Source organism: Pseudomonas sp. S36, from assembly GCF_016647875.1.
In the GTDB taxonomy this organism is placed as follows: Bacteria; Pseudomonadota; Gammaproteobacteria; order Pseudomonadales; family Pseudomonadaceae; genus Aquipseudomonas; species Aquipseudomonas parafulva.
In genome coordinates this window covers 84,904-106,978 of the sequence record NZ_JACVVG010000001.1, presented here as the reverse complement: position 1 = coordinate 106,978, position 22,075 = coordinate 84,904, and the positions used below count along the sequence as shown (strand labels likewise).

Here is a 22,075-nt window from a genome sequence, read left to right as displayed (position 1 = left end):
TCAGGGCCTTCCGAGAATCTGTATCACGTAGGCTTGCAGCTGTTGCAACTCGAAGGGCTTGCCAATCAGGTGCATCCCTGGGCCTAGGAACCCTTCACGAGCCATTGCCGTTTCTGCATAGCCTGTGATGAACAGCACGGGCAGTTGCGGGTCCGTACTACGCGCGATCTCCGCCAACTGCCGGCCGTTCATGCCGGGCAAACCCACATCGGTGATCAACAGGTCCACGGGTTCCCCCGAGCGCAAGCGGCTCAGCCCCTCAGCGGCGTTGCTGGCGGTGCAGCAAGAGAACCCCTCGTCCTCCAGCGCCTGGCATAACAGCTGGCGAACATCCGGGTCATCTTCGACCACCAGCACATGGTAGCCACCACTGGGTTGCAGAGACTGCGCCGATTCTGCATGGCCAGGATCACGCTCGAGGTAACGGGGCAGGTAGAGGCCTACCTCGGTACCGTGCCCAACCCGGCTGCGCAGCGTTGCGTGGCCGTGGGACTGCTTGCTGAAGCCGTACACCATTGATAAACCCAGCCCAATGCCCTGGCCGATGGCCTTAGTACTGAAAAAAGGTTCGAAGGCATGTTCCAACGTGCTTTGGGCCATACCCTGGCCATCGTCGATGATGCGAAGGTGAACATAGTCGCCCGTGCTGAGGATGCCGGGAGAAAACTGGCTGGCCTGGACATGCTGGTTGCTCGCCTCGATGCGCAGCCGGCCCCCACTGGGCATGGCCTCACAGGCGTTGAGCAGCAGATTGTCGAGGGCTTCCTGCAGCTGCTGGCCATCCACTTCGACCGGCCAAAGGTCGTCGGGTACATCGGTGAACAGCGTCACAGCCGGCGGCGTGCTCACATTCCGGGGCTGGTGCTGGAGCATGTCCTGCAAATCAACACGCTGGCTGTGCAAAGACTGCCGCGAAGAAAATGCCAGCAGACGGTGGGTAAGGCGGGCCGCGCGCGTTACCGCGTCGCGGCCCATCTTCACCACATCGCCCAGGCCCTCACGGCGATCTTGCTTCAAACGGCGGTCAATCAACTCGAAACTGCCGCCTATGCTGGTGAGCAGGTTGTTGAAATCATGGGCGACGCCGCCTGCCAGTTGGCCGATGGCTTCCATCTTGCGCGCCTGATGGCGCGCGAAGTCGCTGCTAGATGTGGCCTCGGGTGCAAGTGCATCCTGGGTGTCGAGCCGCAGCTGCAAGGCGCGTAATTGGTCCCGCGCGCTGTACTGCTTTTTGCGGTGACGCAACGCAGACTGCGTGACTTGCAGCAGTTGGGCTTCTGCGAAGGGCGAAATCAGCGGGATGAGGTTGCCCGTAGGATGGTTGGGTTGCCCGCCCAACGACGCCTGGTTCTCTAGCACCAGGACGATTGGCAGGTCTGACCAGCACGGTTGTTCATCAATGAATGCTTGCAGCGGCAGGCAAGGCCCCTGCACAAACGCCTGCTCGGCAATGATTGCCAAGCCAGCCCCTTCAGCAAGGCAGGCGTGCAAATTCGCCAGGTCCACTGCGCACAGGCTGTCGATACCGGCCGAGGCGAGCAAGCGTGAAGTTTCCGCAGCCACAGGCTGGGGTGCCAGTATCAAGGCACGATGTTCTAGCGCCGGTGTACTGGCCAAGATGGCTCTCCTGAAATGGCAGCCCGATATGCTCTCGACCTTGTGCCAGAGGGAGGGTTCAACAAAACAGTCGGATTGCTATAGCCCCTGTTGCAAGAACGGGTCGTCAGGGTTCTGCCGCTCCAGCTCGGCCAGTAACACCTGCACATTTTGCAATTGCCCTGATTCTTTCCAGTACTTGATCAGCAGCACGCGGGCGCGGCGGTTAGCCGGCTCACGGGTGAGTACGGCCTCCAGTTGCTTTTGCGCCGCATCATGTTGCTCCAGGTCGTGCAGGGTCACGGCGAGTGTATAGCGGTAGTCGGCATCGTCCGCATCCAGCTCCACGGCGCGGGACAGGGCCAGCAGGGCGTATTCACGTTGGTCGTGACGGATCAGCCAGAGGCCAAGCTCGTGCTGCAGGAAGGCTGAGTCAGGCCTCAGGGCCAATGCCTTACCCAGCACCTGGCGTGAGGCGTCGTGCTGCCCTTGGCGCTCCAGCAGGCGGACCTGGGTAGCCAGGGCGTCGAGGTCATTGGGGGCGGCGGCCAGCGCGCGGTCGATGGCTTTGCTCGCCTGGGCGTAGTCCGCCTCGTGCAGGTAAAGCCGTGCCAGGTGCACTTGGGCATCGACATCTTCCGGTTGTTGCTCCAGTACCTGCTGGTATTGCGCCACGGCCTTTTGCAATGGGCCGAAGTACAGGCCAATGGCATCGGGGTCGAGGCCTACCAACGCATCCACTGCGGCGAAGCGGACGCTTTGATCGCCGTCCTCCAGCAGCGGGCCGAGCACCAGGCTACGCTGTGCGGCGGGCAACAGCCGGCGGATACCCGCGATGGCTGCCCGCCGCACCATCGGTTCTTCATGCTCCAGGTCTGTGCGGGCAAGTTTCAGCGCCTGCGGCGACGGATAATTGGGCAGCTCGGTATAGAGTGCGGCGCGGCGGATGGGCTGCAGGTCGTCCCGTTGCAGTTGCTGATACAGCACACGTGCCGCCCCCGGTTGCCCGTCATGAGCCTGGCGCAGGGCTTTCACATAGCTGTGAGCCGGCAGCGAGGGTTGCGCAGGCTTCACGTCGCGCCACAGGTAGCCGAACGAAGCCACCACCACGATCAGCAGCAGCAGGGCGATCAGGTAGCGGTTGCGTCTGGGCATCGGACGGTCCGTAGCGGCGGAAGGGCAGAGCTTGGGCCAGCAGATTGGGAAATGCAACCGCGTCCCGAGAACAGGAGCCATTCGGCATTGGGTGCGCACGCAACACTGTAGGAGCGAGCGCAGCTCGCGATGCGCCGCGCGAGCGGCGCTCAATCAAATCGCCGCAGACCCCGTCGCAACGGACACTCGCGTTACACCCAGCATAAAAAAAGCCCCGCCGGCACGAGCCGGCGGGGCAAACGCTGGCTGGACGAGCCAACCAAAGGAGCCTGGAACAGGGACCTCAGTGTGCGCTGGCGAGCGTTTCAGGTTGCCAGCCGCCACCCAGGGCCTTGTAGATGGAGACAATGCCGCGGTACAGGTCGATTTCACCCAGCGCCTGGGCATCTTCCGCGCTCAGCCGTTCGCGCTCGGCATCGAGCAAGACCAGGTAGTCCACCGTGCCTTCGCGGTAACGGATCGAGGCCAGTTCCGCAGCCTTGCGGCTGGCGTCGCTCTGACGCATCAGCGACAGCAGCCGCTGCTGGGTCTTGTCGTAATCGCTGAAGGCGTTGGCCGACTCTTCAAGGGCCAGCAACACCTGTTGCTCATAGTTGGCCAAGGCACCCTCGGCGTCGGCCTTGGCACCCCGCAGCCGCGCACGCACGCTGCCCAGGTCGAACGCGGCCCAGGTGATGCTGGGCCCAAGCGCCCAGGCGTTGGCCGCCGACGAGCCGATCTGCGAGCCCCGGGCCGCAGTGAACCCCAGGAACCCGCTGAGGCTGACCCGCGGGAACAGGTCGGCGGTGGCAACGCCCACGTTGGCCGTGGCAGCGGCCAACTGGCGCTCGGCACTGCGGACATCCGGGCGCCGGCGCAGCAACTCGCCGGGGTCGCCCACCGGCAGGGCCTTGGCGATGGCAGGCAGCGCCTTGGGCGCCAGGTCAACGCTGAGCGCTTCGGGGCGCTGGCCGAGCAGCGTGGCAATACGGTGCCGTGCCCGGGCCTGTTGCGCCTGCAGTTGCGGTACGCTGGCTTCCACACCGGCCAGGCGGGCATCGGCACGCACCACATCCAGCTCGTTGCCCACCCCCGCATCGCGCAGGGTTTCGGTGATGGTGCGTGATTGCTGCTGCGTCTTGAGGTTGGCCAAGGCGATCTTTTCCCGCAGTTGTGCCCCGCGCAACTGGCCGTAGGCATCCACCAGCTCGGCAATCAGGCTGACCTGCAACTGTTGCAGGTCTGCCGCCGCCGCGTCTTCCTGCGCTTGGCTGGCTTCTATCTGACGCTGGATGCGGCCGAACAGGTCAAGTTCCCACGCCATGTCCAGGCCCAGGTCATAGCGCTCGGTGTTGACCCGGCGCTCCGTCTGGCCAGGCACCTGGCCCTTGCCAACCTCGCTGCTGGCGCGGCTGGTGACCACCGGGAACGGGTCGTTCTCGGCGTCCTCACGAATCGAGCGCGCAGCCTTCAGCCGAGCAAAGGCTACCCGCAAGTCGCGGTTGCCCTGCAACGAAGCCTGAACCAGCTGGTTCAGCACCGGGTCGTCGAACTGCTTCCACCACAGGGTTTCGAAGCGGCTGCGGTCATAGCCCTGGGCCTGGCTGCCCCCCGCCAATTGCGCAGGGGCTGTGGCCGGGGCGTTGTAGTCCGGCCCCACGGCGCAGGCTGCCAGGGCCAATACCAACAGGCTTGGGGTCAAGGGTTTGAGCAGGTTCATGCGTGGCTCTCCAGCGAAGGCGCGTGCTGGGCCTTGCGGGCCTGGCGACGTTCGACGAAACGGCGGATCAGGAAGAAGAACACCGGGGTGAGGAACAGGCCGAACACCGTCACGCCGATCATCCCCGAGAACACTGCCACACCCATGGCGTGGCGCATTTCCGAGCCGGCCCCGGAGCTGAACACCAGCGGCACCACACCCATGATGAAGGCGATCGATGTCATCAGGATCGGGCGCAGGCGCAGGCGGCATGCTTCGAGCACGGCTGCCAGCGGGTCGAGGCCCTTGGCCTGTTCGTCCTTGGCGAACTCGACGATCAGGATGGCGTTCTTGCAGGCAAGGCCCACCAGTACGATCAGGCCGATCTGGGTGAAGATGTTGTTGTCACCGCCCGACACGATCACCCCGGTGATGGCCGACAGCAGCGTCATGGGCACGATCAGGATCACCGCCAATGGCAGGCTCCAGCTCTCGTACTGGGCGGCAAGCACCAGGAAGGCCAGCAGCACGCACAGCGGGAACACAAACAACGCCGTATTGCCCGACAGGATTTGTTGGTAGGTAAGGTCGGTCCATTCGTAGGTCATGCCGTTGGGCAGTTCCTGCTTGAGCAGTTTTTCGATGGCCGCCTCGGCTTGACCGGAGCTGTAGCCGGGGGCAGCGGCGCCATTGATCTCGGCGGTGATGAAACCGTTGTAATGCATCACCCGGTCAGGCCCGGACGTATCACTGACCTTGAGGAACGTGGCCAGCGGGATCATTTCGCCCAGGTTGTTGCGCACCTTAAGCTGGCCGATCTGCTCGGCATCCAGGCGGAACTGCTGTTCAGCCTGGACGTTCACCTGGTAGGTGCGCCCGAAGCGGTTGAAGTCGTTGGTGTACAGCGAGCCCAGGTACACCTGCAGGGTGTCGAAGATATCGGTGATCGCCACGCCATGGGTCTTGGCCTTTTCCCGGTCGATGGCCGCGTCCACCTGAGGCACGTTCACCTGGTAGCTGGTGAACAAGCCCGCCAGCTCTGGCACATCGTGGCTCTTGGCGATGATGTTCTGGGTTTCTTTATACAGTGCTTCATAACCCAGGTTGCCGCGGTCTTCGATCTGCAGGCGGAAACCGCCGATGGTGCCCAGGCCTTGTACCGGTGGTGGCGGGAAGATGGCAATGTAGGCGTCCTGGATGTCGGCGAACTGGGCGTTGAGTGCAGCAGCGATGGCCGCAGCCGACTGGCTTGGGTCCTTGCGCTGGTCAAACGGCTTGAGCGGCGTGAACACGATGCCGCTGTTCGGGCTGTTGGTGAAACCGTTGATCGACAGGCCAGGGAAGGCCACCGAGTCGGCCACGCCGGGTTGCTTGAGGGCGATTTCGCTCATGCGCTTGATGACCGCTTCGGTGCGGTCCAAGCTGGCGGCGTCTGGCAGTTGGGCGAAGGCCACCAGGTATTGCTTGTCCTGGGCGGGCACGAAACCCGTCGGGGTCGACGAGAAGCCCAGGTAGGTCAGGCCCATCAGCCCGGCATACACGAACAGTGCAATGCCACTGGAGCGGATCACCCGGCGCACGCCGCCCACATAGCGGTGGCTGGCACGGTCGAAGAAGCGGTTGAACGGCGCGAACAGCCAGCTGCCCAGCAACCTGTCGAGCAGGCGCGAGAAGCGGTCCCTGGGCGCATGATGTTCCTTGAGCAGCACCGCAGCCAGGGCCGGAGACAGGGTCAGGGAGTTGAACGCCGAGATCACGGTGGAAATGGCGATGGTCAGCGCGAACTGTTTGTAGAACTGCCCGGTGAGGCCCGAAATGAAGGCGGCAGGCACGAACACTGCGCACAGCACCAGCGCGGTGGCGATGATCGGGCCGGTGACCTCGCTCATGGCTTTCTGGGTGGCCTCCAGCGGTTTCAGGCCCAGGCCGATGTTGCGCTCGACGTTCTCCACCACGACGATGGCGTCGTCCACCACGATACCGATCGCCAGTACCAGGCCGAATAGGGACAACGCGTTGAGCGAAAACCCGAACAGGTGCATGACGGCAAACGTACCAATCAGCGAAACCGGTACTGCCAGCAGCGGGATGATCGACGCGCGCCAGGTCTGCAGGAACAGGATCACCACCAGTACCACCAGCACCAGCGCTTCGAACAGGGTGTGCACCACCGCCTCGATGGAGCCGCGGACGAAGACGGTTGGGTCGTAGACGATGCTGTAGTCCATGCCCTCGGGGAAGTCTTTTTTCAGTTCGGCCATCTTTGCCCGCACCTCGTCCGAGATGTCGATGGCGTTGGAGCCTGGGCGCTGGAAGATCGGGATGGCGACCGCCGGCTGGTTGTTCAGCAGCGAGCGAAGGGCGTACTGGCTGGAACCGAGCTCCACCCGGGCGATGTCCTTCAGGCGCGTGATCTCACCGTCCGCGCCAGCGCGGATGATGATGTTCTCGAACTCTTCTTCGTTGACCAGCCGGCCCTGGGTATTGATCGACAGCTGGAAGCTGGTGGAGCCCGGTGCGGGCGGTGCGCCCAGCTGGCCTGCCGCCACCTGACGGTTCTGCTCACGGATCGCGGCCACCACGTCGCTGGCGGTCAGGTTGCGCGAGGCGGTCTTGTTCGGGTCCAGCCAGACGCGCAGTGAGTAGTCACCCATGCCGAACAGCTGAACGTCGCCCACACCGCCCAGGCGCGCCAGTTCGTCCTTGATGTTGAGGATGGCGTAGTTGGACAGGTACAGCATGTCGTAGCGGTTGTCCGGTGAGGTCAGGTGCACCACCATGGTCAGGTCCGGGGACGCCTTGTCCACGGTAATACCGATGCGGGTCACTTCTTCTGGCAGCTTGGGCTGGGTGCGGGTCACGCGGTTCTGCACTTGCACCTGAGCGTTGTCCAGGTCGGTGCCCAAGGCGAAAGTGATGGTCAGCGTCAGCTTGCCATCGGCGGTGGACTGGGAAGACATGTACAGCATGTTCTCCACCCCGGTGATAGCCTGCTCCAGCGGCGCCGCGACGGTTTCGCCGATGACCTTGGGGTTGGCACCGGGGAAGTTGGCGCGCACTACCACCGTGGGCGGCACCACTTCGGGGTATTCGCTGATCGGCAGCTGGAACAGTGAAATCGAGCCGGCAATCAGCAGTACCAGCGACAGCACCGCGGCGAAGATAGGCCGGGTGATGAAGAATTTTGAGAAGTTCATCGGTGTGTTCCCTTAACCGCGCGGCGCTTGGGCACTGGCAGCTTTAGCGTTATTGCCTGCCACCTTGGGCGTGGGGTTGCTGGCTTCCAGGGCCTGACGCTGCTGGGCGAGTGCAGCCAGCGTCTGCTCGCTGGCCATCGGCGTCTCCTCTGGCCTTACCTGGGAGCCCGGGCGTACGCGTTGCAGGCCCTTGACCACGATGCGGTCATCCTTGCCCAGGCCACTGCGCACGATGCGCAGGCCTTCGAGCTTGGGCCCCAGTTCGACGGCGCGGTACGCTGCCTTGTTGTCCTTGTCCATGACCAGCACGAACTTCTTGCCAAGGTCGGTACCCACGGCTTCATCGTTGATCAGCACAGCATCGTACTGGGCACTGCCCACCAGCTTGAGCCGGGCGTACAGCCCCGGGGTGAAGCCGCCGGCCTTGTTGTCGAACACGGCGCGGCCACGGATGGTGCCGGTGCGCGGGTTGACCTGGTTGTCAACGAAGTTCATCTGGCCCAGGTGTGGGTTGCCGTTTTCGTTGGTCAGCCCCAGGTACACCGGCGTGGCCTGGCCGCGCTGGCCGTCGCGGGCCAGCTGGGTGTACTTGAGGTAGACGCGCTCGTCGGCATCGAAGTAGGCATACACCTTGTCGGTCGAAACCACACTGGTGAGCGGTGTGACATCGGCAGTAACGATGTTGCCGGCGGTGAATTCAGCGCGGCTGACCCGGCCACTGATGGGCGCGGTCACGCGGGTGAAGCTGAGGTTGAGGCGGGCCAGGTCAAGCTGCGCCTGGATGGCGTCAACCCCGGCGCGTGCCTCGGCGGCCGCGCTGCTGCGCGACTCGGCCAATTCCGCAGAGATGGCATTGCTGTCACGCAGCCGTTCGCCACGGCGGGCTTCGTTGGCACTGCGAATGGCAGTGGCCTTGGCCTGTTGAACCTGGGCCTCCAGGCGCCGTACTTCGGCCTGGAACGGCCGTGGGTCGATCTGGAACAGCAGGTCGCCCTTGCGTACCTGGGCGCCTTCGGTGAACGCCACCTGGTCGATCTGGCCCGATACCCGAGGGCGTATTTCGACGGTTTCCGGCGCTTCCAGGCGCCCGGTGAACTCATCCCACTCGTTGATCGGCTGTTCGATCACCTTGGCGACGGTGACCTTCGGCGCAGCCGGAGCCTGCGCGGTGTCGGGGGTACGGCCGCATGCGCTGACCACCACGACTGCCAGGGCAGTGAGGGGCAAGCGCAGGGATTTGAGTGATGGTTCCATGGAGAACTCCGCCAACCTATTAGTAATGGGCGGAGTGTGAGTGTGTTACGCGTAGGGCACGAATCGAACGGGCTGAACTTTATTATCACGGCGAATGATAGGTCCGGCTCATTCACCGTGATGCAACCCATTGTCAGGGTTTGGCAGCACCCTGGCCGCTCTTGCCTGCACCTTCCGAACCGGTGGCATCCATGCCCGGCAAGTCGCGGTTGTCGTTCTGTATGGCAGGCGGGCTGTCCGGGTCATGACCCTGCAGGCGGGGGTCGGTGTCGGTAGGCACGGGCTTTTCAATCGGGTTCAGGGTGCTGTCCACGCCGGGTTTTGGCGCTTGGCTGTGCGGGTCGTCCGGATAGGTGGGGCCGGTGCCAGCGGCGAACGTCAACGGCGAGGCCAGCAATGCGACCAGCAGGAAGCTCGAACGGGTCATGGCAGTCTCCTTGGCTTAGGGCAGGGCGGTTACGCAAGGTTTGGCCCTGCCCACGGCGTCAAGGTGCCATTACCCCGATCAACGGTCACACCACCAGCGACAGTAACATGATGAAGATGATGCCGACGACCGACAGAATGGTCTCCATCATGCTCCAAGTCTTGAAGGTTTCTGCGACTGTCATGTTGAAGTACTGCTTCACCAACCAGAAGCCCGCATCGTTCACATGCGACAGGATCAGCGAGCCCGCGCCCGTCGCCAATACCAGCAGCTCACGGTTCACCCCGGGTACCAGGTCGATCACCGGCGCGACGATGCCGGCCCCGGTGATGGTTGCCACCGTGGCGGAGCCAGTGGCGATACGGATTACCGCCGCCACCAGCCAGGCCAGTAGAATCGGGGAGATTTCGGCCTGCACGGCCATCTGCCCGATCACGTTGCCCACGCCGGTATCCACCAGCATCTGCTTGAAGCCGCCCCCGGCACCCACGATCAGCACAATGGCTGCGGTGGGCGCCAGGCTATGGTCGAGCATCTTCATGATCTGCTGGCGGTTGAAGCCGCGGGCCGAGCCGAAGGTGTAGAAAGCCAGCAACAGTGCCGCCAGCAGCGCGGTAATGGGGTGGCCGATCAGGTCCATCCACTGACGCACGATATGCTCGGCGGGCAGTACCACGTCGGCGAAGGTTTTGTGCAGCATCAGCACCACCGGCAGCAACACGGTGATCAGGGTCACGCCGAAGCTGGGCAGGTTGCCCTGGTCGGATTCCTTGGCAATCTGGTCCATCAGCTCCTGGGATGGCTGGCCCGGGATGTAGCGGGAGATGAAGTTGCCGAACAGCGGGCCGGCGATGATGGCGGTCGGCAGCGCTACGATCAGGCCGTAGAAGATGGTCTTGCCGATGTCAGCATGGAAGATGCCGATGGCCAGCAGCGGGCCCGGGTGCGGCGGGACCAGGCCGTGCACCACGGACAGGCCGGCCAGCAACGGGATGCCGATCTTGATCAGCGAGACCCCGGAGCGCCGCGCCACGATGAATACCAGCGGTATCAGCAGCACGAAGCCGATTTCGAAAAACAGCGGGATGCCCACCAGGAACGCGGCGAACATCATGGCCCAATGCACGTTCTTCTTGCCGAAGGCGCGGATGAGGGTCTGGGCGATCTGGTCAGCCCCCCCGGAGTCGGCCATCAGCTTGCCGAGCATGGTGCCCAGCGCCAGCACAATGCCGACGAAACCCAATACGCCGCCAAAGCCGTCCTGGAACGACTTCATGACCTTCGCCACTGGCATGCCGGAGGTCAGGCCCAGAAAGCCTGCGGCCAAGGTAAGGGCAACGAAGGGGTGAACCTTGAAGTGGGTGATGAGCAGGATCAGCCCGACGATGGTGACCAGCGCGTCGAGCAGCAGGAAGGTATCAGTAGCCAGTCCGAACATGATGTGAAGGCCTCGGTCTTATCGTTGTTTTGGCAATGCTGTTGTTGAATCGACCCTATGGCGAGGGTGGGGTAGCGCTGTCTCTGGTGATCAGGCAAACGCCGCGTCAGGCGCTTTGCGCCAATACCTGATCACCGCAGCGCTTTAGCCAGGTGTCTACGGCGTCGGCCAGGGCGGCGATGGGTTGGGTGGCATCCAGTGCCAGCGTGCGTGGCTCACCGTGGGGCGGCTCAAGCGCCGCGAACTGGCTGTCGATCAGGCTGGCGGGCATGAAGTGCCCGGGGCGCGCCAGTACCCGTTGTTCCGCTTGGGCGGGGGACAGCTCCAGAAACACGAACACCAGGCCCGGCATGGCTGCGCGCAAGGTCTCGCGGTAGCGCTGTTTGAGCGCAGAGCAGGTCAGGATGGGCCGCTCGCCTGCCAGGGCGCTGGCTTGCAGCTCCTGGCCCAGGCGTACCAGCCAGCCGGCGCGGTCGTCGTCATCCAGCGCAATGCCGGCGCTCATCTTGCGAATATTGTCGGCGGGGTGGAAGGCGTCGCCCTCGATCAGGCGGCCGCCGCTTCTGGCAGCGATAGCAGCGCCAATGCTGCTTTTGCCGCAGCCGGCCACTCCCATTACCACAATGGCGGGCAGGGAAGAGTTCATCAGTACCTCCTGCGGGGTGAGATAGCGCTGTCTCGTCGAGGACGAAACGCCACCTCCCCGGTGTTATTGGTCTTGTGCAAACGCAGTATGGACGCCCATCTGCAAGCGCGTGCGGCGCGATGGCCAAAGACACGTTGCCTGCTTCCTGGGACAGCGCTACCTTAGAGGCCGTTCCCACTCCTTGCAAGTAGTAAAATTACAACATCATGTCCCGCATTGGCTCCCGCACCACCGGCCGTCCTACCCTGGCAGAAGTGGCCAGGCTTTCCGGGGTTTCCCCGATTACCGCATCCCGTGCCCTGCGTGGCGTCAGTACCGTGGCGCCAGAGCTGGCGGCCAAGGTCGCTGCTGCTGCCGCCAGCCTGGGTTATGTGGCAAACCCGGCTGCCCGTGCTTTGGCGTCGGCACGCAGCCAGTCGGTGGTGGTGCTGATCCCGTCGCTGTCCAACCAACTGTTCATCGACACTTTGGAGGCCATCCACGAGGTCATGCGCCCGCGTGGGCTCGAGGTGCTGATCGGCAACTACCACTACGACCTGGCCGAAGAAGAAAACCTGATCCGCAACTACCTGGCCTACCAGCCCTGCGGCATGTTGCTTACAGGCTTCGAGCGCAGCGAGGCTGCCCGCCAGATGCTGGCGGCCAGTGGGGTACCTTGCGTGCACATGATGGAGCTCGACGAAACATCGGAGGCATTGTCCGTCGGTTTCTCGCAGCAACAGGCTGGCCGGGCGGCAGCGCACCACCTCATTGAGCGCGGCCGCACCCGGCTTGGCTTTATAGCGGCCCAACTGGACCCACGGGTGATGCAGCGCGCCGAAGGCTTTCGCCAGGCCCTGGCTGAGGCCGGCCTTCACGTAGCCGAACGGGAGGTGCTGACGCCTGAGCCGTCCTCCATCGCGCTGGGCGGCGAGCTGTTCAGCCAGTTGCTGGAGCAGGCGCCGGATGTGGACGGTATCTTCTTCTGCAACGACGACCTGGCGCAGGGCGCGGTGCTGCAGGCGCTGCGCCAGGGCGTGCAGGTGCCCCAGCGGGTGGCCATGGTCGGCTTCAATGACCTGCCGGCGTCGGCGCACATGGTGCCCAGGCTCACGTCCATTCGTACCCCTAGAGCTGCCGTTGGTCGGAGCGCTGCCCAGGTATTGCTGGCGCTGCTTGATGGCAAAGCGGTGGCGCCAAGCCAGCAGGACCTGGGCTTCGAGCTGATGGTGCGCGAAAGCACCTGACGCCCATGGCGGTGCATGGGCCTCACGCGGTGCAAACGGCGATCTATGCTCTGAACACCGAGCGGAAAGGAGGCCGGGGTATGTTCGATTTCCATCGCAAGTCCGACCTGGAAGAAATCCAGCGCAGCCACCAGGCACTGGCCGATGCCAAGGCCAAACTCGCCGCCATCAGCCAGTGCATGGCAATGATCGAATTTACCCCTGACGGCATCATCATCGATGCCAACCCGCGCTTTTGCCACGCCATGGGCTATGACGCCGAGGAGCTGCTCGGTCGCCACCACCGGTTGTTCTGCGCGCCCGATTACGCCGACAGCGCGCAGTATCGGCAGTTGTGGCATGACCTGGGGCAGGGCACGCCTGTCAGCGGCACCTTCGAGCGTATCGACAAGCAGGGCCGTGAGGTCTGGCTCGAGGCCAGCTACATGCCCGTGCTCGATGCGCAGCAACAGGTAGTGAGCGTGATCAAGGTGGCCGCAGACATCAGCCAGCGCGCAGCACTGGAGCATGAGCGCGAACGTTGGCTGAACGCCATAGGCCGGTCGATGGCCGTGATCGAGTTCACCCCGGCAGGCCGGGTGATGCAGGCCAACCAGAACTTTCTCGACACCATGGGCTACACGCTGGACGAGGTGGTGGGCAGGCATCACGGCCTGTTCTGCCTGCCGGCTGAACGCGAATCCCCTGCTTACCGTGAGTTCTGGGCATCGTTGAACCGCGGCGAGTACCACTCCCACCGCTTCGAGCGGGTCAGCAAGTCGGGCCAGACCGTGTTTCTGGAGGCGTCCTACAACCCCATTTTCGACAGCAAGGGCCGCTTGTACAAAGTCGTGAAGTTCGCCAGCGACATCACCCATCAGGTCAACACCCAGCAGCGGGCGGCCGATGCTGCTCATGCCAGTTCTGTGCAGGCCGATGCATGCGCGCGCAAAGGCACCGAGGTGGTACAGCAGGCGGTGCAGGTCATCGAGCACATCTCCCAGGAGCTGAACCAGGCGGCGCGCAGCCTGGACGCCGTGAGCAAGCAGTCGGATGAGATCGCCCAGATCGTGCTGACCATTCGTGGCATTGCCGATCAGACCAACCTGCTGGCCTTGAACGCTGCCATTGAAGCGGCGCGTGCCGGTGAGCATGGGCGCGGTTTCGCCGTGGTGGCCGACGAGGTACGCAACCTGGCCGCCAGGACCAGCCAGGCAACCCTGGAAATTGTCGATGTGGTGCGGCAGAACCATGAACTGTCAGGTATCGCAGTGTCCAGCATGCAGTCGAGCCTTGAACGCACCGGCCATGGCGTTGCCCTGGCAAACGAGGCGGGCACGGTGATCATGGAGATTCAGCAAGGCTCACGTCACGTGGTCGATGCTATCGACGAGATCACCTCGACACTGCAGTTGCACTGAGCGCGCTGCCCAGTTCATCCAGCAGGGTTTGCAGGCTGGCTTGCAGCAGTTGTTGCTGCTCGCGTGTGGGCTGCCCGTTGGCCACAGCCTGCTCCACCGCTTCGCAGCGAGCCACCACGGTGCGCACGCGGATCATCTTGGCGCCACCTTTTATCCGGTGTACCAAGGCCCGCACCGAGTCGTCGGCGGCGTCGGGCGCCAGGCCGCGCAACGAGGCCAGGTCCTCGGCTACGCTCTGGGACAGTTGCTCGAGCAGATGGCGGGTCAGCTGGGCGTCATTGCGGGTCAGGTGGTGCAGTTCTGCTAAGTTGAAACTGTTGCTGAGGGCGGCCGCAGGGGGGGCCATGGCAGCGGCGTCGGCCTGGGGGAGGTGGGCTTTCAAGGTGCGCAGCCCGATGGGTTTGAACAGGCAGTCATCCATACCGCTGGCCAGGCAGCGCGCCCGTTCATCGGCCTGTGCGTTGGCGGTCACGCCCACGATACGGCAAGGTGGCAGCCCGCGCTCATGCTCTATGGCCCGGATGCGCCGGGTGAGTTCATGGCCATCCATCACCGGCATGCTGCAATCGGTGATCACCAGGTCGAAGTGTGCTGCCTGCCAGCGCTCCAGCGCCGCTTCACCGTTTTGCGCCAGGGTGACGCGGTGGCCCAGCGTGCGCAGTTGCCTTTCGAGCAACAGCAGGTTGGCGGGGTAGTCGTCGGCTACCAGTATGTCCAGGGGAGCGCCGCTGTTTTGCGACGCTGTGTGCGGCGGCTCCGTTGCTGTCGGCGCAGCGCACGCGGGCAAGGCCAGGCTGACCTGCACCTTGGTGCCCACGCCCTCCACGCTGTGCAGGGCCAACGTGCCACCCATCAGTTCTGCCAGTGCCCGGCTGATCACCAGCCCCAGGCCTGCACCCTGCTGGGCACGTGGCCCGTCGGCCTGGACAAAGGCGTTGAACAGGCGGGCCTGGTCGGCAGGGCTGATGCCGATCCCTGAATCGCGTACGCACAGTTCGAGCTGCACCTGGCCTTCTGGAGCTGAGCCCGCCAGCATCAGGCTGGCCTGAACCTCGCCGCGCTCGGTGAACTTGATGGCATTGCTGAGCAGGTTCGACAGCACCTGCTTGAGGCGCAGCGGGTCTGCCGACACCCACACCGGCAGCGGCGGCAGGGCGCCGTGCAAGTGCAGCCCCTTGGCCCTGGCATTGCCTTCAAACACCCTCAGCGTGGCCTGTACCAGCTCGACCAGGTCGGTCGGCACCGGCTGCAGGCTGATGTGCCCCGACTCGATGCGCGAGATGTCCAGAATATCGCCGATCAGCGCCAGCAGGCCCAGGGCCGAGTCGTGGGCAGTTTGCAGGGTCTGGGTATCGCAACGCCCGTCTCGGCTGTCTTCCAGGGCCAGCTCCAGCAAGCCGATGACGGCGTTCATTGGCGTGCGGATTTCGTGGCTCATGGTCGCCAGGAACGTGCTTTTGGTCTGGCTGGCCTGTTCGGCTTCCTCCTTGGCGTGCCGCAGCTGCTCCAATAGCCCGCGGCTCAGGGCCAACTGGGCTTGCAACGCGTGCTGTGCCTCGGTGCGCTGGTTGATCAGCTTGCGCAGGTAGCTGTTCCAGAACACCACCCCGGCCAGCAGCAGGGCGGCCAGTACCAGCACTTGAAGCGCCAGGTCCCGGTAGTTGCGCCATGGGCTGTCACTGACCAGCGTGCTGGTACGCCAACGGTTGATCAAACGCTCAAGTTCCTCGGGTGGGATACTCAGCAATGCCTTGTCGAGGATAGCCTGCAACCGCGGCTGATCCGGCGCGACTGCGAACGCGGCAATGGCCGGGTCTTCGTCCAGGACGCTGGCAATCTTCAGGCGGTTCTTGAACACGTGGCTGATGTAGTAGGCCGCATTGATGTGGCTACTGAGTGCCACGTCCGCAGCACCTTTGATCAGAGCTTCCATGAGGTCGAGCGGGCTGTCCAGTTCGATCAGCGTGGCGTGGGGGTAGCGGCGTTGCAGCATGTCGCGCTGGGGTGAGCCCCGCACCAGGGCGATGCGCTGTTGGCCAAGGTCCTTGACCCGCGACGAGGAGGCGTCATCAGCGCGGGTGATCAACACCCGCGGGCTGACCAGGTAGGGCCGGGTGTAACGCAATTGCCGGGATCGCTGCGCGCCATAGCCCAAGGCCCCGATCATCTGCGCCTCACCGCGTGCCAGCCGTTCGACCATATCCTGCGCCGATGCGCCCTCGACGGGGTTGAACTGCAAGCCGGTGCGCAGGCCGATCTGCTTGAGCAGCTCCAGGGTGATGCCGGTGGGGCGTTGTTCGGCGTCGTTGAACGTGAGGGGGGCCAGCGCCGGGTTGATCAACACATCCACAACGGGGTGGGCGATGATCCAGGCTTCCTCTTCGGCAGACAGGGCGCTGAGGTGGCGCTGCAGTAGCAGGCTGGTGTTACCGCTGCTCCAGCGCCGCAGGATGTTCAGGCGCTCGCTCTCGCCAATGCGCGCCAGGGCTCTGTCTACCAACTGCCGCAGGTGGGGTGTGTCGCGGGCGATGGCAAAGGAAAACGCCTCGGGAATCACCTGGGAAAAGTGGTCAATTTTCAAAGTGCCTTGAAAGGTCTTGCCGATGAGAAAGTCAGTGCTGATGGCGTCGCCCAGGTAAGCATCCGCCTCACCCAGCTCCACGGCAGCCAGCCCGGCCTGGGTAGAGCGATACAGGCTCAGATGCGCACTGGGGTACAGTGCGCGCACTCGGTTGGCCGGCAGGTAATGGTCCACCATGGCCAGGCGCAGGCCAGCCAGTTCGGGCGTGTCCTTGAGGTTGCGGCCTTCGCGGGTGACCACCACGGGCAAGTCGTCGGCGTAAGGTGCGCTCAGGCTGAGCTGCGCATCGGCGGCCTCAAAGCCGTTCGAGCTGCCCAGCAGGTCGATTCGCCCGTCGTGCAGCGCAGCGATGGCTTCGTGGCGGCTGTCGAAGCGCAGCACCTCGATAGGCGTCCCCAACTGCTCGGCGATGATGCCGGCGTAGTCTGCGCTGATGCCCTCATAGTCGTGGGGGCTGACGTTGATCTCGAACGGCGGGTAGTCGGGCCTTGAGCTACCCAGCACGATACGCCGGCGCTGCTGCAGCCACTGGCGTTCTTCATGGGTAAGCGTCATGGGTGGCGTGGCGCTCACCGAGCGGGCCAGCAGCTGGCGGGTTTCGCTGGCGGCCAGCAGCCAGCCGGGGCCGGCCAGGGCGAGCAGCAGCAAGGCGCCAGCCAGCAGTCGTTTCATGGCCGCCCGCCGCTCAGTAGACGCTGTTGCGTTTGGCCAGGTCGACCATTTCAACCAGCGACTCGGTCTTGAGTTTTTCCATGATGCGGCCCCGGTAGGTGCTGATGGTCTTGGCGCTGAGGTTCATGCAACTGCCGATGTTCTTGTTGCTCTCGCCACGTGCCAGGCGCCGCAACACTTCCATTTCGCGGTTCGACAGGCTGGCCAGGCGTACCGGCTCGCTTTCCAGCGAGTTGCTGTTGACCGACATCTGCGGGAATGTTGAATAGCCCTTCACCAGCGCCTTGAGGGCGAACAGCAGGGCGTCGTGGTCTTCTTCCTTGGTCACGAAGGCACCAATGCCGGCATCCAGGCAGCGCCGTACATACAGATCGGTGGCCTGGCCTGTCAGGACCATGATCTTGGGCACCGGCTCGATGGCCTGCAGGCGCTTGATCACCTCCATGCCATCCAGGCCGGGCAGGCCGATGTCGAGGATGACCACGTCAGGCTTCAGTTCACGGGCTACCTGCGCCACTTCGCTGCCATTACCGACTTCGCCGATGACGTGGAAGCGTTCACGCTCAAGGAGCATGCGCAGGGATAGCCTGACGATGGGGTGATCGTCGACGATCAGCACGGTAGTCATTAGGAAAACTCCTGTGAGGGTGTGGTGCATTTCCTGGAGCACCCAGGAATACTTCTGCAAGTGAGTCAATCAGAAGCGCAGCAAGATACGACCATTACGGAAGTTTGGTAATGCCGAGTATAGAAGTGTTGATAAACCTTGGCCGTGCTGTCGAAAAATCCTACAAAACTAGGCGGCGCGCGCCCAGGCAGGCGCTGGCGCCTACCTGCCGGTCTTAGGCGCAGGTCGCATGATGTTTATTGACGCGCAGGATGGAGGCCGGGTTGTTTGCCAATGCCTGGCCCACCCTTGCAGGGCGGCTGAGCAATTGCCCGCCGCAGTTGGGGCAGCGCTGTTGCAGGCGGCCTTCGGCGCAGCTGCGGCAGAACGTGCACTCGAACGAGCAGATAAACGCGTCAGTGCTGTCACCGGGCAGGTCGACGTCGCAGCATTCACAGTTGGGGCGCAAATCCAGCATGGGGGAGGGTCCGGTAACAGGAAGGGGTTGGTCAGTCTGCTACCGGATTGCAGTGCCTTGCAACACTCACCCCGCTGGCCGATACAGGTGTGCGTGCCCGGCGCGATACAGGGCGGATTCAGCGAACGGCGTTTCTCCCAGCACGTGGCCGACCAGAATCAGCGCAGTCCGGCGGAAGCCCTTGGCCGCGACGCCTGCGACGATGTCCGCCAGCGTGCCACGTACCCAGTCCTGGTCGGGCCAGGTAGCACGGTGCACAACCGCTACGGGGCACTGTGGCCCATAGTGCGGCAGCAGCAGCTCGACGATACGCGCCAGGTGCTTGACCCCAAGGTGAATGGCCAGCGTGGTGCCGTGGCGTGCCAGGTCTTCCAGCCGTTCCCCGGCCGGCATCGGGGAGTTGTCGCCAAAGCGGGTCAGGATGACGCTCTGGGCGACCTCTGGCAGGGTCAGTTCACACCCCAGCAGCGCGGCGCTGGCCGCGGTGGCGGTTACGCCGGGGATGATCTGATAGTCGATGCCCAGCGCCTGCAGATGACGGATCTGCTCGCCGATGGCGCCATACAGGCTTGGATCACCGCTGTGGACCCGGGCCACGTCCTGGCCCAGGGCATGGGCTGCCTGCATGGCCGCGATGATCTGCTCCAGGTTCAGCGCAGCGCTGTTGATCACGGTTTCGGCCTGGTGACCGTCCAGCACGGCGGCAGGCACCAGGGAACCGGCGTAGATGATCACGGGGCATTGGCGGATCAGCCGCTGGCCCTTGACTGTGATCAGTTCCGGGTCGCCGGGGCCGGCGCCGATGAAGTAGACCGTCATGAAAATCCTTGGATGTAGAGAGATGAACAGGCTAGCCTGCGATGGCCAGTGTTGCCGGGCCCATGACCCGGCGCGGCAGCAGTAGCTCGGCGTGCCCTGCCGCCTGGCAGGCCAGCGCCAGGGCCGTGCTTTCTGCGACGCCCCAGCAACCGCTGTGGGTATACGCAGCGGCAGAGCGATGGCTGAGCAGCGGCTCGTAGGCCTGCAGCTGCACCGCAGGGTACAGCACCAGTGGCAGGCCGAGGCGCTCGGCCAGCTGGTGCAGGCCGGGTTCGCCAGCCTTGAGTGCGATGCTGGCGATGCCGCGCACGTCGCTCAAGGCGAGGCCCCGTTCGGCCAGGCCGGCGAGCAGAAGCGCCTGCAAAACGCCCTCCGGGCACCCCCGCCGGCAGCCAAACCCCGCGTACACTGCCGGCATCAGGCCTGGCTGTTGCGGCGGTACAGCCACGCGGTAAGCAGGCCCAACGCCAGCCAGAACGCAGCGTTGGTCAGCCACGAGGCCAGTTTGAACTGAGCTTCCAGCGCCTCGGGCGCCAGGCTCTCGTGCACTTCGGGTTGCGGTGCGCCAATCAGGTGGGGCACTGCCAGCAGCACCACACCAAGCACCTTCAGCAGCCAGTGGCGGGCGAACACTACCAATGCCAGGCCCAAGGCTGTTGCGCTGGCGGCGCCAACCCACCAGGCCTGGCGCTGGCCCAGGTCCGCTGCAGCGGTGCCCGGCAGTTCTGGCGGCAGGCCTAGCGTGGGTGCCAGGCAAAACACCGCGAAGCCGGCCAGGCCCCAAAGCGCACCGGTGCCAACACGCTTGGGCTCCCGCAGGCTGTAGAGGGCAGCGAGGATAAGGGCGAAGCCCACTGCGACCACCAGGTTGCCACCGGTGGTGGACAATACTCGCTGCCAGCCATCTTCCGGCGACCAGGCCTCAGCACTGTGTTCGTGCGCCGCTGCGCCCTCGCCATGGGTGTGCTGTTCGGCGGGGGCGGCGGTTTCGTAGGTTTCGGCCTGCAAGATGAGCGGGCTGACCCAGAAGCTTTGCAGCAGGGTGAGCAACAGGGCCGCAAGCAACCCGCTGAAACCCGCGGTACGGGCGATACGCGTGATCATTGGCGGTTACTCAGTGGCAGGGGAAGGCGGCGCTGTGGCGCGTGTCGTGGGCAGCGTTGTGTACGGCTTCGATATGCGAAAAGCCGGCAAAGTAGACCAGGCACAGCCCCAGCAGGCTGGCGCCTACCGCAACAGCAATGCGCTGGCTGAGTGTGACGGGGGTGGCGATACTTGGGGTGTTGGCGCTGGTGACGGGCATGACGCGTTCCTCTGCTTTTTGTGGGCAACGGGCAAGCGCGGCAGCCCCGGGCGGGGCCCAGGGGAATGCGACAGCGCCCGCCCACCGCGGGGTGTTCATAGGCGCAAGGCCGGTCTCCGGGCTGGCGAGGAGGAGGTTGGCTCCTTGAAAACGTCACCTTCCCATGCCAGGGGTGATGGCACAGTGGTACAGACGCTTCGCTCGCTTACCGTTGCGGGGGCAGCACCGGCTTGGTCAAGGCCCTGTTGCAGGCCTGTGACGCACCGGTTTCCCGTTTCACCCCCATAGGGGGCACCTTGCACAGGGCATTAGAAAAGCACGAGGTGGGCCAGCCGTCAATTGCCTGTCAAACCGGCAAGCCGTCACGGGCAAACGCTTGCAGTTGCTCCCCCTCCAGGCGGTAGCGCACCCACTCATCCTGCGGCTGCGCGCCCAGCGACTCATAAAACTTGATGGCTGGCTCGTTCCAGTCCAGCACGCTCCACTCCAGGCGGCCCCAGCCATGGGCCACGGCCTCCCGGGCGATGTACCTGAGCATCTGCTTGCCGGCACCGTCCCCGCGCTGATCCGGGGTGATGTAAAGGTCTTCGAGGTAAATGCCGCTGCGCCCCAGCCAGGTGGAATAGCTTTGGAAATACACGGCAAACCCAATGGCCCGGCCGTCACGTTCGCCGATCAGGCACTGCACGGTGCTGTGCTCATCGAACAGGCTGCGTTCAATGTCCTGCAGGGTGGCCAGCACTTCGTGCCGGGCACGCTCGTACTCCGCCAGTTCGGTGATGAAGGTCAAAATCTGCTGCGCATCGGTGCGCACCGCCGGGCGAATGACCACGCTCATGGTGAATACCCCTGTTTCGAAATTGGCAATACAGTGAGGTGTATCTCATTAATTAAAGGTAACTGTACCGGTCGCTCGGGTGGCGGACTCCGGTAGTGTGACGGCATACCGCACCTACTGGAATGCCTGGCCATGTTTGCCTCTGTCGACCTGCTCGCTGCTTTTATCCTGTTCGCCTTCGTTTCGTCCATCACCCCGGGGCCCAACAACACCATGTTGCTGGCCTCCGGGGTGAACTTCGGGGTGCGCCGCACGATCCCGCATGCCATGGGCGTAAGCATCGGTTTCATGGCGATGGTGCTGGCGGTGGGGCTTGGCCTGGGCGAAGTGTTCAAGGCGTGGCCGTCCCTGTATACCGTGCTGCGCTACGCGGGTGCGGCCTACCTGCTCTACCTGGCCTGGAAGATTGCTAACGCCGGGCCTGTGGGCGCAACGGCCAGCAAAGGGAGGAAGCCAATAGGCTTCTGGGCGGCGGCTGCTTTCCAGTGGGTCAACCCCAAAGCCTGGGTGATGGCGGTGGGGGCGATCACCACGTACACACCCGCTCAAGGCTACGTCACCAACGTGGTAGTGATCGCAGCGCTGTTTGCGTTGGTGAACTTGCCCAGCGTCGGCATCTGGGTGATGTTTGGCAGCGCGTTGCGCAGCGTGTTGCAGAACCCGCGCTGGCTGATGCTGTTCAATGTCCTGATGGCCCTGCTGCTGGTGATTTCGCTGTACCCACTGCTGTTTGTAGAATCGGCGTTTCACTAGCACTACA

19 protein-coding genes, 1 pseudogene and 1 riboswitch are annotated in these 22,075 nt (G+C 64.0%); of the genes and pseudogenes, 4 read left to right on the top strand and 16 right to left on the bottom strand.

The window, feature by feature from the left end; genetic code table 11:
- The 8 genes from IAE36_RS00470 to IAE36_RS00435 all read right to left on the bottom strand — a co-directional run bounded on the left by IAE36_RS00470 (position 1) and on the right by IAE36_RS00435 (position 11,391).
- Complete coding sequence (locus IAE36_RS00470) at positions 1 to 1,617, bottom strand: response regulator (protein ID WP_201209608.1); 1,617 nt, start codon at positions 1,615 to 1,617, stop codon at positions 1 to 3.
- Between the two features lie 78 nt (positions 1,618 to 1,695).
- Positions 1,696 to 2,751, bottom strand: coding sequence for a HEAT repeat domain-containing protein (locus IAE36_RS00465; RefSeq protein WP_201209607.1), 1,056 nt, complete (start codon positions 2,749 to 2,751; stop codon positions 1,696 to 1,698).
- Between the two features lie 283 nt (positions 2,752 to 3,034).
- Complete coding sequence (locus IAE36_RS00460; protein ID WP_201209605.1) at positions 3,035 to 4,450, bottom strand: efflux transporter outer membrane subunit; 1,416 nt, start codon at positions 4,448 to 4,450, stop codon at positions 3,035 to 3,037.
- Complete coding sequence (locus IAE36_RS00455) at positions 4,447 to 7,626, bottom strand: efflux RND transporter permease subunit (RefSeq protein ID WP_201161673.1); 3,180 nt, start codon at positions 7,624 to 7,626, stop codon at positions 4,447 to 4,449. Before IAE36_RS00455 ends, IAE36_RS00460 begins: the two co-directional genes overlap by 4 nt.
- Before the next feature lie 12 nt (positions 7,627 to 7,638).
- Entirely contained in the window at positions 7,639 to 8,880 is a 1,242-nt protein-coding gene (gene mexE, locus IAE36_RS00450) for a multidrug efflux RND transporter periplasmic adaptor subunit MexE (RefSeq protein ID WP_201209603.1), read from the bottom strand.
- A 133-nt stretch (positions 8,881 to 9,013) separates the two neighbouring features.
- Entirely contained in the window at positions 9,014 to 9,307 is a 294-nt protein-coding gene (locus IAE36_RS00445) for a hypothetical protein (protein WP_028633919.1), read from the bottom strand.
- An 85-nt stretch (positions 9,308 to 9,392) separates the two neighbouring features.
- Positions 9,393 to 10,745 carry a GntP family permease gene (locus IAE36_RS00440; protein WP_201209601.1) on the bottom strand — a complete coding sequence of 451 codons (1,353 nt, stop codon included), beginning with the start codon at positions 10,743 to 10,745 and terminating at the stop codon, positions 9,393 to 9,395.
- Positions 10,746 to 10,851: 106 nt separating this feature from the next.
- Positions 10,852 to 11,391, bottom strand: coding sequence for a gluconokinase (locus IAE36_RS00435; protein WP_201209599.1), 540 nt, complete (start codon positions 11,389 to 11,391; stop codon positions 10,852 to 10,854).
- 206 nt (positions 11,392 to 11,597) lie between these two features.
- On the opposite strand from IAE36_RS00435, the gene IAE36_RS00430 reads away from it, so the two are divergent.
- The 3 genes and pseudogenes from IAE36_RS00430 to IAE36_RS23950 all read left to right on the top strand — a co-directional run bounded on the left by IAE36_RS00430 (position 11,598) and on the right by IAE36_RS23950 (position 14,017).
- The gene (locus IAE36_RS00430) at positions 11,598 to 12,617 is read left to right on the top strand and encodes a LacI family DNA-binding transcriptional regulator (protein ID WP_201209597.1); all 1,020 of its coding nucleotides are present in this window, start codon (positions 11,598 to 11,600) and stop codon (positions 12,615 to 12,617) included.
- Positions 12,618 to 12,622: 5 nt separating this feature from the next.
- A pseudogene (locus IAE36_RS23955) lies at positions 12,623 to 13,483 on the top strand (PAS domain-containing protein); the annotation flags it as partial.
- Between the two features lie 39 nt (positions 13,484 to 13,522).
- The gene (locus IAE36_RS23950; RefSeq protein ID WP_442967434.1) at positions 13,523 to 14,017 is read left to right on the top strand and encodes a methyl-accepting chemotaxis protein; all 495 of its coding nucleotides are present in this window, start codon (positions 13,523 to 13,525) and stop codon (positions 14,015 to 14,017) included.
- Here the strand turns inward: IAE36_RS23950 and IAE36_RS00420 are convergent.
- The 8 genes from IAE36_RS00420 to IAE36_RS00385 all read right to left on the bottom strand — a co-directional run bounded on the left by IAE36_RS00420 (position 13,992) and on the right by IAE36_RS00385 (position 21,315).
- A complete protein-coding gene (locus tag IAE36_RS00420) occupies positions 13,992 to 17,270 on the bottom strand; it encodes a transporter substrate-binding domain-containing protein (RefSeq protein ID WP_201209595.1) in 3,279 nt (1,092 codons plus the stop codon). The genes IAE36_RS23950 and IAE36_RS00420 overlap by 26 nt on opposite strands.
- Positions 17,271 to 17,283: 13 nt before the next feature.
- A complete protein-coding gene (locus IAE36_RS00415) occupies positions 17,284 to 17,898 on the bottom strand; it encodes a response regulator transcription factor (protein WP_028633925.1) in 615 nt (204 codons plus the stop codon).
- A 214-nt stretch (positions 17,899 to 18,112) separates the two neighbouring features.
- Entirely contained in the window at positions 18,113 to 18,355 is a 243-nt protein-coding gene (locus IAE36_RS00410; protein WP_201209594.1) for a DUF1272 domain-containing protein, read from the bottom strand.
- 66 nt (positions 18,356 to 18,421) lie between these two features.
- Positions 18,422 to 19,174, bottom strand: coding sequence for a precorrin-4 C(11)-methyltransferase (cobM, locus tag IAE36_RS00405; protein ID WP_201209593.1), 753 nt, complete (start codon positions 19,172 to 19,174; stop codon positions 18,422 to 18,424).
- A gap of 31 nt (positions 19,175 to 19,205) precedes the next feature.
- On the bottom strand, positions 19,206 to 19,592 hold the full coding sequence (locus IAE36_RS00400; protein WP_201209592.1) for a cobalamin biosynthesis protein: 387 nt from the start codon (positions 19,590 to 19,592) through the stop codon (positions 19,206 to 19,208).
- Complete coding sequence (locus tag IAE36_RS00395; RefSeq protein ID WP_201209590.1) at positions 19,592 to 20,278, bottom strand: CbtA family protein; 687 nt, start codon at positions 20,276 to 20,278, stop codon at positions 19,592 to 19,594. The genes IAE36_RS00400 and IAE36_RS00395 overlap by 1 nt, the downstream gene beginning before the upstream one ends.
- 10 nt (positions 20,279 to 20,288) lie before the next feature.
- A complete protein-coding gene (locus IAE36_RS00390) occupies positions 20,289 to 20,477 on the bottom strand; it encodes a CbtB domain-containing protein (protein ID WP_201161684.1) in 189 nt (62 codons plus the stop codon).
- Positions 20,478 to 20,567: 90 nt separating this feature from the next.
- A riboswitch (cobalamin riboswitch) is annotated at positions 20,568 to 20,791 on the bottom strand.
- Positions 20,792 to 20,823: 32 nt separating this feature from the next.
- The gene (locus IAE36_RS00385) at positions 20,824 to 21,315 is read right to left on the bottom strand and encodes a GNAT family N-acetyltransferase (protein WP_201209589.1); all 492 of its coding nucleotides are present in this window, start codon (positions 21,313 to 21,315) and stop codon (positions 20,824 to 20,826) included.
- 132 nt (positions 21,316 to 21,447) lie between these two features.
- Between IAE36_RS00385 and IAE36_RS00380 the strand changes: the two genes are divergently transcribed.
- On the top strand, positions 21,448 to 22,068 hold the full coding sequence (locus tag IAE36_RS00380; RefSeq protein ID WP_201209588.1) for a LysE family translocator: 621 nt from the start codon (positions 21,448 to 21,450) through the stop codon (positions 22,066 to 22,068).
- Positions 22,069 to 22,075 lie beyond the last annotated feature (7 nt).